Genomic DNA, 13,600 nt, shown 5'->3' with positions numbered 1-13,600 from the left:
GTCCCATGAGCAACCAGCCGAAGTACCTGATGATCGCCGGCATGGACGTGCAGCCCGACAAGGAGGAGCTGTTCAACGACGTGTACGACACCGAGCACGTCCCGTTCCTGTCCGCAGTGCCCGGCGTGCGGTTCGCGATGCGCTACACCGGGCAGGAGCTGGACATGGCCATCGGCGGGCGCACCCAGCGGCTCGGCGACGGAACCGAGCCGCGCTACTACGTCGTCTACGGGCTCGAAAGCCCGGAGGTGCTCGTTTCGCCCGCCTGGGGGGAGGCCGTGGAGTCCGGGCGCTGGCCCGCGATGGTTCGCCCCTACACCTCGAACCGGCGCCACATCCTGCTCGAGCGCGACGAATCCTGATGTCCGTCGAGTCGAGCCGCCACCTGGTCAGCGCCTACGACCGCGACGATCGAGTCACCCGCCAGCTGACCTTCCCCGAGCCGCTCACGATCTTCGACAGCACCCTGCGGAAGATCCTGCTGACCCCGGGAATTTCCCCGCCGATCGATCAGCTGCTGGCGATCGCCGGCTCGCTCGATCGAGCCGGCATCCGCGAGATCGTGCTCAACGTCCACTGGTGGGGCGACGATCGACCGAACAGCCGCGAATGGGAGGTGCTCCGTGCCGTCCTGCAAAGCGGCTTCGACTTCCACGTCACCGTCTACGCCGACGCCACCCTGCCGCGGGAAGGCAACCGGATCACCCCCCTCGCGGCGATCGAGCAGATCCGATCACTGGGCGCCACGACGATCGAGCTGCCCTTCCTCGTGCCACGCGCCGGAGGCGGGGGAGCCGCGAGCTCACTGGGCGAGCTCGAGGCCCTCTTCGCACAGGCCGCAGACGCGGGCCTTTCCACCGTGCTGGGCCTGTCCGACGTGGGCCGGGTCGACTTCGAGGTCGCGCTGGAGGCGGCGCAGCTGGCAACCGAGCTGGGCTGTACGCGGGTCAACCTCCTCGACTCGTACAGCAGCCTGTCGGTGGAGGCCATGCGCCTGTTCTGCAACGACTTCCGTGCTCGCCTCGACCGGCCGGTGCCGCTCTCGATGCACGTCCACAACGACTTCGGGCTCGGGACCGCCCTCGCGGTCACCGCGGCGACCTCGGGGGTGCACCCCGACGTCTCGGTCAACAGCATCTCCTACCGCTCGGGGTTCGCCGCGCTCCAGGAGGTGGTCCTGGCGCTGGAGCTGCTGTACGACGTCCGGACGGGCATCGACCTCGGTCAGCTGCAATCGCTGTCGGACCAGGTCTCGGCATGCACCGGATTGGTCAACCCGCTGGCCCCGGTCACCGGTGCGCACCAGTACCTCCGCGACGACGCGGAAGGAATCCTGGACTACCTGCGCGACGGCCGGGAGGCCTTCCCCGCCGCGACGTCGTGCATGGCTCCTTCGCTTACCGGCTCCCGAATGCGCGTCGTCTGGGGTGATCGGCACGCGACGTCGACCGTGCGCGCAAAGCTGCGCCAGCTCGGACTGCCGGACAGCGGGGAGCTGGTGACCGCGGTGTACGACGAGATCGTGCGTGCGGTCGACTCCGCCACCACGTACCCGCGGTGGGTCACCGAGGAGCGGGTCGAGGAAATCTGCCGGGTAACTGCGGCTCGCCTGGGCGACGGATACGAATCTCGGTAACGAAATAAGTCCTTTCTATCGAACGAAAGGAATCTGGGTTAGGGTGACCCGCATCCCAGAGCTCTCGGTTCAACCCGAACGGACGACCGGCAGCGAGGAACCTCGCTGACCGAGCAAGGAGACCGACATGAAGCAGCATCTCCTCCGCCGCGTGCGGATGCGGCTGGCCCCGGCGCTCGCTCTCTCCGTGTTGGTCACGGCCGGGTGTTCCGGGGCAGGCGACGGTGCGTCGCCGTCGGACGTGTCGAGTGCGACGATCGGCATGCCGAGCAAGCTGCTCAGCCTCGACATGGACACCAGCCTCGATGCCTTCGGGCAGGCAGTGATGAAGCTCGTCGGAGGCCGGCTCTACGAGATGGCCGACGGTAAGCCGGTTCCGGCGCTGGCCCAGCAGAGCTCGGTGTCCCCGGATGGCCTGACGTGGACCTTCACCCTGGCGAACGGAGCGACCTTCTCCGACGGAACGCCCGTCAAGGCGTCCGACGTCGTCGCGTCGTTCGAGCGAAGCATGAACAACCCGAGCCAGGTGAACCCGAACCTGTTCGCGCCGATGGCATCGGTGAAGGCGCCGTCGGACAACACGGTCGTCGTCAAGCTCAAGTCGCCACGCCCGAACCTGCCGGTGATCCTCACCTACGCCCAGTTCCCGGTGCTCCCGGCTCAGCACCTCGGCGAGCCCGACTTCTTCCGCAAGCCGATCTCTGCCGGACCCTACGTGATCGATCAGACCGGCGCGGACAAGACGAAGCTGTCGGTGAACCCGCGTTACACCGGCCCCGCACCGACGGTGCGGAACCTCGACCTGACCGTCGTGCCGGACGCCAACTCGGCCCTCGTCCAGGTGCAGTCCGGACAGCTGGACGTCGCCTGGGGTGTGCCGGCGAACCTGATCAATGTGATTCCCGCGAACCTCCTCGCGGTTGCGCCGCGTTACGGGTTCGACGCGATCATGCTGAATACGGCGAGCGGTCCGCTCAGCGAGGTGGGCGTCCGCCGGGCGATCTGGGACGCCGCCGACCGGAAGCAGATCTCCGACCTCGCCTGGGGCGGCAAGATCCCGCCCCTCGCCGGCGCGTGGCCGGAGAACGTGCCCGGTTACGACCCCGGCATCAGCACCGCCACCGACCTCGCGGCAGCAAAGAAGGCGCTCGCCGGGACCAGCTGTGCCGCCGGGTGCGCGATCAAGCTGATCTACAGCACCCAGCTCTCGGCCCAGCAGGAGCAGGTCGCGACGGCGCTCCGGCAGGACCTGCAGAAGATCGGCATCACGCTCACCGCCGAAAAGGTCGATGCGACCGAGTGGAACGACGACTACAACAAGGGCTCCTTCGAGATGCTGGTCGTGACCACCTATGACTTCGGCCCGGTCAACGACAACCTGATGGTCCTGCCGCTTCCCTTGAACTCCAAGGTCTACGACAGCTACCCGGGGATGAACCAGGCACTGTCCGATGCCGCGGGCGAGACGGGGGCCAAGCGCGACGATGCGCTGCGCAAGATCGATGCGACGATCCGCGCGAACGTTCCCTGGATCCCGCTCACGGGCACCGGGGTGGTGTCGGCGACCAAGGTTTCGCCGAAGCAGATCGGGTTCATCGACGGCGGGGCGATCAGCGTCGGCCGCGCCGATGGAAGCGTGCGCTGACCACGGTGCACCCCGCGCCACTGGCGGCGCGGTCCGATGGAGCAGAGGATCCACCCAGAACCGACAACCAACGGAGGTGGTCGAAGTGGGAGCACCCACCCTCGAGGCCGGGGACACCCGGGCGGAAGCCCTGGTGGCATCGAAGGCGGCGCGGCGGATCCCGCCTGCGCTCCGGTGGCCACTGAACGTCCTGCGACGGGGAGTGGTGGTACTCGGCCTGGTCGTCGTCATCACGTTCCTGCTCGTCCGGATCCTCCCTGGCGACCCGGCGGATGCATTGGCCGGACAGCACGCGAGCCCCGCGGCGCGCGATGCGATTCGCGCCCGGCTCGGACTCGACGGGTCGCTGTGGCACCAGTTCACGAGCTATGTGGGTGGCCTGGTGACCGGAGACCTCGGGACCTCCGTGTCCCAAGGCGGGGTTTCGGTCGGCTCGATCATCGGCCACGCCCTTCCCATCACCCTGGCGCTCGTGGCCGGAGCGATAGTCGTGGCCCTGGTCGTCGGTATTGCGCTGGGGCTGTTCGCCGGTCACTCCGAGGGAGCCGTGGACGTCGCGACGCGATCGCTGCTGACGACCATGCTGACGGTGCCCCCGTTCTTCCTTGGCTTGCTGCTCATCTGGGGCCTCGCGCTCGCGATGCCGATCTTCCCCGCCGGTGGCTGGCAGGGCTGGGCCTCTTCCCCGAGCTATCTGGTCCTGCCGATCGTATCCTTGTCGATCGCCCTGATCCCGCTCGTCGCCAGGGCGACGCGGCAGTCGGCCAAGGAGGCGCTGGGGGAGATGTGGGTCGAGGCCGCGGAGGCGCGGGGGCTCGGCAGAGCGCGCATGGCGCTGCGTCACATCCTGCCGAACAGCGTGCTGCCGGTCATCACTCTCGTCGGGTACAACGCCGGCGTGCTCATTTCGGGAGCGGTCGTCGTCGAGGCGGTCTTCTCGCTTCCCGGGATCGGCCAGCAGCTGGTCGACGCGGTGACCCAGCGCGACTACCCGGTCATCCAGGGAATCGCGCTGACCTGCGCGGTCGCCGTCGTCATCTTCAACGCAATCACCGACATCCTCTACGGATGGGTCGACCCGCGAGTGAGGCGCGCATGACTACCACCACCTCCCCGGTCGCGCCGTTCGACCGGCGACGGCTGTTCACCCGCGTACGTCCGCGCCGCCGACCGGGCGGGCGGCGGATCGAGCTCTGGGCCGGGGTGCTGGTGCTCGGCGCGGTCGTCGCCTCTTGCGTGCTGGTGCCCCTGATCGATCACACCGACCCCAACGCGTTCGTCGCACCGCCGTTCCAGGCCCCGTCGGCGAACCATCCGTTCGGCACGGACTCCTACGGTCGTGACGTCTTCGTCCGGGTCTTCCACGCCGGCAGGCTCGACCTCGTCATCGCTACCGTCGCGCTCGTTCTGTCGTCCGTGATCGGAACCTTCGTCGGGATGGTCGCCGGCGCGAGCCGCGCGCGGTGGGTCGAGCCGGTCGCGATGCGGATCGTCGATGCGATCGTCGCGTTCCCGTTCATCGTCCTGACCCTCGCGATCGTCGCGGTGGCCGGCCGGGAATGGGCGGTACTCGGGCTGCCCGCCGGGGCGGCGGCCGTCATCCTGTCCGTGGTGCTCGTCGAGTGGACGCTCTACGCCCGGCTGGCGCGCAGCCAGACTCTGACTCTGCGCGACCGTGACTACGTGGTCGCCGCACGGACGCTGGGTTACTCGGCGCCGCGGATCGTGCTTCGCCACCTCCTGCCCGGTGTAGGCCGGACCACGGCTTCCTACGCCGTGGCGGACGCGATCCTCATCATCATCTGGACGGCGTCGCTGTCCTTCCTCGGCCTCGGGATCCAAGCGCCGGCGGCCGATTGGGGGAGCATGATGTTCGAGGGGCGGGCCGTCATGTCACAGGCTTGGTGGATCACGACCATCCCGGGGGCGATGATCGTCCTCACCGGTCTTGCGTTGAGTGCGATCGGTGATTCGCTGCTCGAGGTGAGGTCGCGATGACCAAGACCCTGTTGCAGGTGACGAATCTTGCGGTCGAACGCCGCGGAGTCCGGATCCTGAAGGATGTTTCGTTCTCCGTGCCCCGAGGCGCCTCCGTGGGGCTGGTCGGGGAGACCGGTTCGGGCAAGAGCATGACGTGCCGGGCGGTCATGGGCCTGCTCGGCCGTATCGGGGCAGAGGTCACCAAGGGCTCGGTCGAATATGACGGGACCGACCTGGCTTCCTGCACCCCGGCCCAGCGAAAGTCGCTCCGGCGGAGTGCGATCGGCATGGTGCCGCAGGCATCGATCGGCGGACTGGATCCGGTGGTCCGGATCGGCCGCCAGCTGCGCGAGACGGTCGCTCTTTCCCTGCCTCGCGCCGAAGTCGAGGACCGGCTCGGCGCGCTCCTCAGTGCGGTCCGGCTTCCGTCGGACCCGTCCTTCCTCCGGCGCTACCCGCACGAGCTCTCCGGCGGGCAGCGGCAGCGCATCATGATCGCTCTGGCGCTCGCGGGCAAGCCGGGTCTGCTACTGGCCGACGAACCGACCACCGCACTCGACGTGACTGTGCAACGGGAAATTCTCAATCTCCTGATGTCGTTGCGCGAGGAACTCGACATGTCCATGCTTCTCGTCAGCCACGACTTGGGGGTGATCTCCCAGGTGTGCGACTGGATCGTCGTGATGTATGGCGGGATCACCGTAGAAAGTGGACCTGTTCACGAGGTCCTTCGCGCGCCGGCGCATCCGTACACGCGGGCGCTGGTCGCGTCGCACCCTGCGGCGGTGCCGCCGGGGCAGAGGCTGGCCGGGATTCCCGGATCGCCCCCGGAGGCGACCGACGACCAGGCGGGCTGCCCCTTCACGGCGCGTTGCAACCACGCGGCGGACTACTGCGGGGAACGTCCGGTCAAGCTGCACTCTCTCGACCTTGCCCACGCTGTCGCCTGTCACCGTGCCGAGGAGATCGTGTCGTGACCACCGAACCTTTGCTGAGCGCCGAAGACGCCGGCCTGACCTACCCCAAGGCCGCGACCGCAGCGGTGGCCGGAGTGACTCTCTCGATCCGGGCAGGTGCCTCGATCGGGATCGTGGGCGAGAGCGGGAGTGGCAAGTCGACGCTCGCCCGGATGCTGGCCGGAGTCATCCGGCCGACGGCAGGCCGGGTGCTCGCCCACGGCAGGCCTTGGTCGGAGATCAATCGCTCGGACCCGGTCCGGCGCTCCGTGCAGATGATTTTCCAGGACCCGTCCTCCGCCCTGAACCCATGGATGACGGCGCAGGAGGCGGTAGCGGAGGTGTTCCGCAACTGGGACCGGGCAAGTGTGCGGGAGTCGAAAGAGCGGGCAGGCGACCTGCTGGCGGAGACCGGCCTCACCCGTTCCTCGATGGGTCGCCGCCCGCGCGAGCTGAGCGGCGGCCAGTGCCAGCGCGTCGGGATCGCCAGGGCACTCGCCTGTGCCCCCGACGTCTTGATCGCCGACGAGCCGACCTCGGCACTCGACGTCTCGGTTCAGGCGCAGATTCTCAACACCATCCTCGACCTCAAGGAGACCAGGGGCCTTGCCCTGATGCTGATCTCGCACGACCTGAGCGTGGTGCGGTACATGACCGAATCCGCTGTGGTGATGTACCACGGCACCGCGGTGGAAATGGGCCCGACGGAAGAGCTTCTGACGTCGCCAAGCGAGGAATACACCCGCCAGCTCGTCGCATCGGTACCGGAGATAAGCGCCTGACATCGGTGGTCCACGGGGGTGTCCTTGCCGGATCCAGAGACGTCTCGAAGCCCGGGTTCACGCGGCGTTCAGCCCGCGCACCTGACTTACGCGCCGCGAACCTCCCGATCTTGAGGAGAGCCCGCTTGAGCACGATGCGCCCGGCCTGCCCTGCCGGCGACGGGTGAATGCTGACCCCCGCCACGCCGTTGAATTCGGCCGGCCTCCGAATGCTGCCCCGCCCGTCGCCGCCCACGGTCGCCGGCGCAGTGCGCGCCGCGAGCGCGATCCCACTGCCACTGCTCGACCCGCCAGGCGAGAGCGAAGCGTCCATTTTCACTGTGCATTCTTGAGGTCGTCGCGTGCGCTGCCCATTCGCGATTCACCATCCGGCTCGCGGTACCAGAATACGAGGACAATGACTGCAACGACGGACAAGGCGACGACGTACAACGGAAATGCGAGGCTCGATCCGGTCACCGCAGCGAGCCAGGCGGAAATCAAGGGGGAAAATCCGCCGAGAATGATCGTCGAGTTGTAGGCGGCAGCGCCCGCGGTGACTCGAACCGACGGCGGGAACATCTCCACGAGGCTGAGGTAGGACGGCGTTCCGTAGACGGCGAACGGAATCACGTAGAGCAGGCCGCCGACCAGGCCGAGGCCGAACGACCCCGAACCTCCCAGCAGGAACGTCGGAATGGTCACGACGACGAGGAGACTTGCTCCGGTGATCAGAACCGGCCGCCTGCCGTAGCGATCGGCCAGTCCGCCGGTGAGCACAATGCACCCGACGAGAACGATCCCGATGATGGTGTTGATCGCCAGCGCAGTTCCGCGAGGCATCCCGTTGGCGATCATGTAAGCCAGGTAGGCGGTGAACCCGATATAGGCCGCGGTGGAGTACAGGGCGCCGAAACCCACGAAGATCAGGACCGCCCGCTTGTTCTCGCGCAGGACTGTCCAGAGGCCGGTTGTCCGCGGGACTGCCTCCTCCGCAGCCGCGCGGATTGCCTTGAACTCGGGGGTTTCGTCCACGCGACGGCGGATGTAGATTCCCACGAAACCGAGCGGAAGAGCGATCAGGAAAAGCAGGCGCCAGCCCCATGACGCCATCGCTTCGCCGGGCATGACCGCAGTGAGCAGCGTGGCAAGAGCCGAACCAGCCAGTGTGGCGAGGAAGGTTCCGGTTCCCAGGTAGCTGACGGTGCGCGCACGCCGGTTCGCCGGGGCGTGCTCGTAGAGAAAGGCGACCGCACCGGCAAGTTCCCCGCCCGCGGCAAGGCCCTGGACCAGTCGTAGGCACACCAGCAGAATCGGTGCCGCGATTCCGATGGTGGCATGTGTCGGAACCAGCGCGATCAAGAACGTCGCGCTGCTCATCATCAGAATGCTGACATACAGGATCGACCGGCGTCCGCGAACGTCTCCGATCCGGGCCAGGAGCAGCCCGCCGAGCGGCCGCACGAGGAAGGCGGTGCCGTAGGCCGCCCACGTGTTGAGGAGCGCGGCCGTCGGGTCGGCGGCCGGGAAGAACGATGCCGAGATGTACGCCGCCACCATTCCGTACACGGCAAACTCGTACCACTCGACGAAGTTTCCGATGGTTGCCGCCGCAATCGTGCGACCAAGGCGGGGCCTGCTGGAAACCCGATCGCCGGCCATTCTCTCTTCCGTTGCATTCATGGTACTCAGTCCCTTTCAGCTCCGACGGTCCTTGCCGGCGGTTCCGTTCTGATTGACCAGGACGACAGAATCGGCGTCACCGAACAGCTTCGGGTTCTTGAGAGGATCTCCCGCAAGAATTGTCGGATCGGCTGTTTTGCCGGCCTGTTCCGTCGACGACCGTCGCACCTGTCGACCACACCTGCATGCGAACCTCCCTTGCGATGTCGAGCACATTGCCCCATCCGTACCTCCGGGGCAGTCGACGAACGTCGCAAATCGCACCGTGCTGACGTGACGCTTGCCGAGCCTCAGCGCTCCGCCACAGGCTGGACCAGTGCAGTGGATCCCGGTGAGGGCAATCCGTGGACCTGCCGTCGGCCACGCAGGGCGGAGCTCTCAGCCCGAGGTCACTCGGACGCGGTCGTTCCGCACTTGAAGGACCAGCTCGGCTCCCGTCCACGGAATCCGGCGCTGCTCAACCATGTCTGCCCGGGCCATGCGCCTGCGCCGGGCGGTCGTTGACGCAGAACGAGTTCAGATACCCCGGCTGCGCGGGCGGGACGGAGAACGGAATCAACCCGGTGCACCTGTCCTATGTGGACGAAAGTATCGGGCATGCCATGATCGGATTCCGGTAGTGGACCTGCGACCAGCACATCGGTGATCCGGTGAAGTCGCTGCACATCATGCGCCGCGCCAACTCGGGTTCTTCGCAACGCGACATCGATTGTGCGGAGTGAAACAGGTCCGGGCGTGACGTCCGTGCCGGTCGGTCGCGGGATGCCGGCTCCCTTTGGTGGCCCTGGACAGCAGGCATCGGTCCGCGCAGAGGTCGCGGACTGCGCTCTCGATGGCATCTGCAGTCCGCGCCGGGGTCGAGCGCTTCGTCGGCGAACCGCCGGGCGGCGCTTACCTCCGCGCCGCTCGACGGCGTCGTCGGGCAGGGTGAATCCCGTGCGAGTAGCCCAGTTTCGTTGCATGCAACCAGCCCAGGAAGTCGTGGGTGGCTCCGGCGGCCGCCGCGTCCGCCCTTGGCGGTGAACGGCAACTGCTGCAACGCATTCCTGGTCACCGCAATGTGATCGACCGCGGTGTTCGATCCGGCGTTGCCCGGCCGCATCCGGCAAGGAGACCTGGCTCTGGACCCCGGCGCATCTGCTCGAAAAGGCTGAGGGCACCAGCGGTTCCGCCGTGGGCCCACACCGCGGGACTCGAAGCACGGCGCTCTCAGCGGGGCCCCGCAGCGTGAGGTTGACCCCAGGAGACGGACTCCGGTTCACGGAGTCTCGTGCGGAAGCCCTGCTTGCGTTCGTGGGCCTCGAACTGTTTGCTGCGGGCGGTTTCGGCCTGGCTACCCACTTCCGCGTGTTGCGGCGGCCCGGCCCAGCGATGCCACTCGTTCCCGGCGCTGCCGAACCGCCGTCCGGCTGCGGCACGCCGGGTGCAGCAGGGCCGAGGGGCGCGGCAAGATCGGCACTGGGTCTTGCGGGGACTGGCATGGGCTCGGGCAGGTCGAGCGAATACCCGTCCGGTGTCGCGGCTTCACGGCAGCTCCCACCCTTGGGCCCCGTGCCAGGTGGTGGCCTGTGCTCCGGCCCGGACAGCGGCTGCCAGGGCGTCCTGCTCAGTGGATCCGGAAGCGAGGAGACCGGCGAGCGTGCCGGCGAAGGCATCGCCCGCACCGGTGGTGTCGACCACGGACGTGTGCGGCGGCCGTTCGCGATACTTGCCCCAGCGGGCCCCGTCCGCGCCGAGCGTCACGCAGACCGAGCGCGGCCGCACGGCCAGGCGCTGGTGTTCGTGCTCGTTGACGATGACCGGATCCGCGAGCCGGAGGAGCCGGTCCGGAAGGGGCGCCACGGGAGAAGCGTTCAAGACCAGTCGGGCGCCGGTTTCGGCGGCGAGTTCTGCCGCCTCCTCCACCGCGGGCAGCGGCGTCTCCAGCTGGAGCAGCACGACGGACGCGGTGCGGATCGACTCCGCTGCCGTCGTCACCTCGGCGGCGGTGAGCGTGCTGTTGGCGCCGGGGATGACGATGACGGAGTTTTCGCCGGTGCGGTCGACCGTGACGTGGGCTCGTCCGGTGTGCTGGTCCGGTGCACGCCGGACCGCGGACGTGTCGATCCCGCGCCGGCTGAGGGCATGCAGGTACCGGGTGCCGTCCGGGTCGTCGCCGATCCGGCCGATCATCCGGACGGCGGCGCCGGCGCGCGCGGCGGCGACCGCCTGATTGGCGCCTTTGCCTCCGGGCAGGGTCCGCAGGCGCAAGCCGAGCACGGTCTCGCCCGGCGAGGGGTGCTCGCTCACCGAGACGACGTGGTCGATGTTGAGCGATCCGACGACGCTGACGACGCCGTTCACGAAGTGCCCGGTTCGCCGAGAATGGTGGACAGGAACAGGTCTCCGTAGCGGGCAGCGTCCACGTCGATCGCCACGTCGAGCCTCGCCGCCGGGGCGGCCATACCGTGGAGTTCCTGTTCACCGGACCGCGCGCGGCGGTCGACCACGGTTTGGCCGCGGCCGAACCCCGGCGCGAGCTCCACCTGTACCGGGAGATGCGCTGTGACGAGACCGGCTGGATCGGCGACCGCACACACCGCGCCGGCGTCTCCGATCGTGGCCATGCCGAGCTCGGTGCGGGCCTCGCCGGCGGCCGTGCGGAGCTGGTGTCGCAGCAACTGCCCGGCAAGGCGTGCGCTGCGGTGTTCGTGTGCTGCCAGCTTGTCGCAGCCGGCCGCAGCTACCCCGACGCGGTAGAACACGTCGAGCCCGTACATGGTGACGGGCACTCCGGCGGCGAAAACGATGGCGGCGGCTTCGGGATCGTGCCACGCGTTGAACTCGGCGACCGGTGTTGCGTTGCCCGTCGAGGCGGTGCCGCCCATCACGACGATGCGCTCCAGGCGTTGCATCGCCTCCGGGTAGGTGCGGGCCAGCAGCGCGATGTTGGTCAGCGGGGCCAGCGCGATGAGGGTGACGGGTTCGGCCGCGTCACGGAGTACGTCGCGCAGCAGTTCGACGGCATGCCGGGGATCGGGTTTCCGCGGGGAAGGGGGCAGGCCGAGGTCGGCCATGCCGTCGCGGCCGTGGACGTGGCTCGCGTCGTGCGGTGGGGCGATCAGCGGCCGGGCGGCCCCCGCGGCGACCGGGATCGGGGGAGCGTCCGCGTGCTCGAGGACCGTGAGGGTGTTCCGGACGACCTGCTCGACCGCGGCGTTTCCGGCCACGCAGGTGATCGCGTGCACCCGCAGCCCGGGATGCCGGACAGCGAACAGGAGGGCGAGCGCGTCGTCCACTCCGGTGTCGACGTCGATGACGACGTTCTGTGTGCGCCCGTGCGTCTTGACAGGTCCCAGCTGCATGACTTCACTATGACAGGTAATAGGAAGGACGTCTAGACGTCTTATGAAGAGGTGGAAATGGTGCGCCCGGACATCGTGCTCGTGATGGTGGATCAGCTCGCCGCTCGCTGGCTGGAGCGAGCGTTCGACGGCGTCGTCGCCGTTCCGAATCTGCGCCGGCTGGCCGAGGGAGGGGTCCGGTTCGCCAACGCGTTCACCCCCAACCCGGTCTGCAGCCCGGCGCGGGCCAGTATCGCGACCGGATTGACCAGCCAGGGCCATGGCGTCACCGAATGCGGGTACCGCCTCAGCCCGGAGGTGCCGACTTTCATGCAGGCCCTCCAAGGGGCCGGCTGGCGGACCGGGGCGTTCGGCAAGCTGCATTTCCAGCCGCAGCTGGCCGGTGTCCATCCCGACTACCGGCCATACGGGTTCGACGTCACGCGAATCAGCGAGGACCCGCGCGCGGGGGAGTGGCTGGACTGGGTGCAGCGCCGGCACCCGCAGCACTACCGCGCCGCACAGGCGACGGTGTGGATGACGATGATCCCGGAGCTGGGCGACTACGGTCCCGGGCACTCCGATCTGCGGGAGGAGATCCGGCGGGCCAGGGAGATGTACCCGCAGGTGGCGGGAGAGGCGTATCCGCTGCCGTTTCCCGCCGAGGTTTCCCAGACCGCCTGGATCACCGGCCGCGCATGCGAATTCTTCCGGGAGACCCCGGCAGGCACGCCGCTTTTCGCACAGGTCAGTTATGTGCAGCCGCACAATCCGTTCACGCCGCCTGCGGAGTATGTGCCGCTGGTTTCGGACGCGTCGATCCCCGAACCGGTTGCGGCGGAATGGCAGGGCGACGCGCGCGTGCCGTACTTCGCGCAGGAGCGGTACGCCAGGCCGAGCTACGACACTGCGGACTGGAAACGCGACCGGCGGCTGTACTTCGCCGATCTCGCTCATCTCGACCACGAACTCGGGGTCCTGCTGGACTGCCTCGCCGAGACCGGCCGGCTCGATCGCACCCATGTCATTTTCACCTCGGATCACGGCGAGCTGCTGCATGACCACGGTCTTCTCGGAAAATGGGAACGCCACTACGACTCGTGCATCCGGGTTCCGCTGATCGTGCACGGACCCGGTCTTGCGCCGGCCGTCCGCACCGATCTCGTCGACCTGTGCGATCTCGCGCCGACCGTGTTCGACCTGGCCGGGCTGGCCCAACCCGTGCTGCCGCAGCCGGACCTCGGCCGGCCGTACGAACCCGGCGTACTGCCGCGGTTCGCCGGCCGGTCCCTGCTGGCGCCGCCGTCGGAAGCGGAGGGGCCGCGCGACGCGGTGTACATCCAGAGCAACAACAACCACTGGTCGGCGACGCCCGGCAACTGGGCTCGGACACTGCGCACTGCTCGCCACCGCTACACCGTCTTTCTGGCCGGGGGTGGGGAGCAGCTGTTCGACCTGGAACGGGATCCCGACGAACAGCAGAACCTCGCCGGGCTGCCGGAAGGAGAGGCGGCCCGGCAAAGCCTGCGGGACCGGCTGTTCGAACGGATTGCCTTGGAGGGATACCCGAACAGTCCCCGCGAGCTCTACGGGATCGGGACATGGTGAGCCGGCGT

The 13,600-nt window shown here is 68.3% G+C and carries 11 protein-coding genes and 2 pseudogenes; 8 read left to right on the top strand and 5 right to left on the bottom strand.

Annotated features, from left to right (window positions below):
* Nucleotides 1-5 precede the first annotated feature (5 nt).
* The 7 genes from OO71_RS05515 (at nt 6) to OO71_RS51985 (ending at nt 6,999) form a co-directional block, all read left to right on the top strand.
* Nucleotides 6-362 carry a hypothetical protein gene (locus OO71_RS05515; protein WP_033288526.1) on the top strand — a complete coding sequence of 119 codons (357 nt, stop codon included), beginning with the start codon at nt 6-8 and terminating at the stop codon, nt 360-362.
* Complete coding sequence (locus OO71_RS05510) at nt 362-1,636, top strand: hypothetical protein (protein ID WP_051791035.1); 1,275 nt, start codon at nt 362-364, stop codon at nt 1,634-1,636. Before OO71_RS05515 ends, OO71_RS05510 begins: the two co-directional genes overlap by 1 nt.
* Before the next feature lie 127 nt (nt 1,637-1,763).
* The gene (locus tag OO71_RS05505) at nt 1,764-3,281 is read left to right on the top strand and encodes an ABC transporter substrate-binding protein (protein ID WP_033288525.1); all 1,518 of its coding nucleotides are present in this window, start codon (nt 1,764-1,766) and stop codon (nt 3,279-3,281) included.
* 85 nt (nt 3,282-3,366) lie between these two features.
* The gene (locus OO71_RS05500; RefSeq protein ID WP_162186029.1) at nt 3,367-4,380 is read left to right on the top strand and encodes an ABC transporter permease; all 1,014 of its coding nucleotides are present in this window, start codon (nt 3,367-3,369) and stop codon (nt 4,378-4,380) included.
* Nucleotides 4,377-5,279, top strand: coding sequence for an ABC transporter permease (locus OO71_RS05495; RefSeq protein WP_051791033.1), 903 nt, complete (start codon nt 4,377-4,379; stop codon nt 5,277-5,279). The genes OO71_RS05500 and OO71_RS05495 overlap by 4 nt, the downstream gene beginning before the upstream one ends.
* Nucleotides 5,276-6,238: an ABC transporter ATP-binding protein gene (locus tag OO71_RS05490; protein WP_033288524.1), complete on the top strand. Its 963-nt coding sequence runs from the start codon at nt 5,276-5,278 to the stop codon at nt 6,236-6,238. The genes OO71_RS05495 and OO71_RS05490 overlap by 4 nt, the downstream gene beginning before the upstream one ends.
* Nucleotides 6,235-6,999, top strand: a complete 765-nt coding sequence (locus tag OO71_RS51985; RefSeq protein ID WP_051791032.1) for an ABC transporter ATP-binding protein — start codon at nt 6,235-6,237, stop codon at nt 6,997-6,999. Before OO71_RS05490 ends, OO71_RS51985 begins: the two co-directional genes overlap by 4 nt.
* A gap of 184 nt (nt 7,000-7,183) precedes the next feature.
* On the opposite strand, the pseudogene OO71_RS52880 reads toward OO71_RS51985, so the two are convergent.
* The 5 genes and pseudogenes from OO71_RS52880 to OO71_RS05470 all read right to left on the bottom strand — a co-directional run.
* Nucleotides 7,184-7,312 (bottom strand): annotated as a pseudogene (locus OO71_RS52880) (amidase family protein); the annotation flags it as partial.
* Nucleotides 7,313-7,314: 2 nt separating this feature from the next.
* Nucleotides 7,315-8,640 carry an MFS transporter gene (locus OO71_RS05480; protein WP_033288523.1) on the bottom strand — a complete coding sequence of 442 codons (1,326 nt, stop codon included), beginning with the start codon at nt 8,638-8,640 and terminating at the stop codon, nt 7,315-7,317.
* Between the two features lie 926 nt (nt 8,641-9,566).
* Nucleotides 9,567-9,763, bottom strand: a pseudogene (locus OO71_RS52875) (IS1380 family transposase); the annotation flags it as partial.
* Nucleotides 9,764-10,185: 422 nt separating this feature from the next.
* Nucleotides 10,186-11,004, bottom strand: a complete 819-nt coding sequence (locus OO71_RS05475; RefSeq protein ID WP_033288522.1) for a ribokinase — start codon at nt 11,002-11,004, stop codon at nt 10,186-10,188.
* Nucleotides 11,001-12,005, bottom strand: a complete 1,005-nt coding sequence (locus OO71_RS05470; RefSeq protein WP_051791031.1) for a nucleoside hydrolase — start codon at nt 12,003-12,005, stop codon at nt 11,001-11,003. The genes OO71_RS05475 and OO71_RS05470 overlap by 4 nt, the downstream gene beginning before the upstream one ends.
* Nucleotides 12,006-12,062: 57 nt before the next feature.
* On the opposite strand from OO71_RS05470, the gene OO71_RS05465 reads away from it, so the two are divergent.
* Nucleotides 12,063-13,592 carry a sulfatase family protein gene (locus tag OO71_RS05465; protein ID WP_156096184.1) on the top strand — a complete coding sequence of 510 codons (1,530 nt, stop codon included), beginning with the start codon at nt 12,063-12,065 and terminating at the stop codon, nt 13,590-13,592.
* Nucleotides 13,593-13,600 lie beyond the last annotated feature (8 nt).

Origin of the sequence: Amycolatopsis jejuensis (assembly GCF_000717335.1) — a bacterium.
Lineage (GTDB): Bacteria > Actinomycetota > Actinomycetes > Mycobacteriales > Pseudonocardiaceae > Amycolatopsis > Amycolatopsis jejuensis.
Note: the sequence above shows the minus strand (reverse complement) of the source record. Positions and strands in the feature narration are given on the sequence as shown.

What these genes read in the sequence shown, in the direction of transcription:
- OO71_RS05465 (WP_156096184.1), top strand. Translation starts at nt 12,063, where the DNA reads ATGGTGCGCCCGGACATCGTGCTCGTGATGGTGGATCAGCTCGCCGCT.
- OO71_RS05510 (WP_051791035.1), top strand. Translation starts at nt 362, where the DNA reads ATGTCCGTCGAGTCGAGCCGCCACCTGGTCAGCGCCTACGACCGCGAC.
- OO71_RS05480 (WP_033288523.1), bottom strand. Translation starts at nt 8,640, where the DNA reads ATGGCCGGCGATCGGGTTTCCAGCAGGCCCCGCCTTGGTCGCACGATT.
- OO71_RS05495 (WP_051791033.1), top strand. Translation starts at nt 4,377, where the DNA reads ATGACTACCACCACCTCCCCGGTCGCGCCGTTCGACCGGCGACGGCTG.
- OO71_RS05470 (WP_051791031.1), bottom strand. Translation starts at nt 12,005, where the DNA reads ATGCAGCTGGGACCTGTCAAGACGCACGGGCGCACACAGAACGTCGTC.
- OO71_RS05490 (WP_033288524.1), top strand. Translation starts at nt 5,276, where the DNA reads ATGACCAAGACCCTGTTGCAGGTGACGAATCTTGCGGTCGAACGCCGC.
- OO71_RS05515 (WP_033288526.1), top strand. Translation starts at nt 6, where the DNA reads ATGAGCAACCAGCCGAAGTACCTGATGATCGCCGGCATGGACGTGCAG.
- OO71_RS05505 (WP_033288525.1), top strand. Translation starts at nt 1,764, where the DNA reads ATGAAGCAGCATCTCCTCCGCCGCGTGCGGATGCGGCTGGCCCCGGCG.